The 250-nt window shown below is 44.4% G+C and carries 1 pseudogene; it reads left to right on the top strand.

The window, feature by feature from the left end:
• Positions 1-222: pseudogene (locus N693_RS18945) on the top strand (amidohydrolase); the annotation flags it as partial.
• Between the last annotated feature and the right edge of the window lie 28 nt (positions 223-250).

Below are 250 nucleotides of genomic sequence, written 5' to 3'. Positions count from 1 at the left end.
ACACACCTTGGTATAAATCAAGAAGGTGTTGGACACGCAGGACATGACTTTAACGAAACAAGTTCAGAGTCGACGCCGCAAGTAAATGCGATTGACGGAATTAATATGAGAGATAAAGGATTTGAAGATGCACGTCGTTCGGGTGTAACGACTGTTCAGATCATGCCAGGAAGTGCGAATGTGATTGGTGGTGAAATGGTTGTCGTTAAAACGTACGGCACTACGAATAGTGTCCGACTCGGTTGATTGT

Origin of the sequence: Sporosarcina sp. D27 (assembly GCF_000586555.1) — a bacterium.
Lineage (GTDB): Bacteria > Bacillota > Bacilli > Bacillales_A > Planococcaceae > Sporosarcina.
The sequence above is the reverse complement of the archived record's forward strand: the minus strand, read 5'-3'. Positions and strand labels throughout refer to the sequence as shown.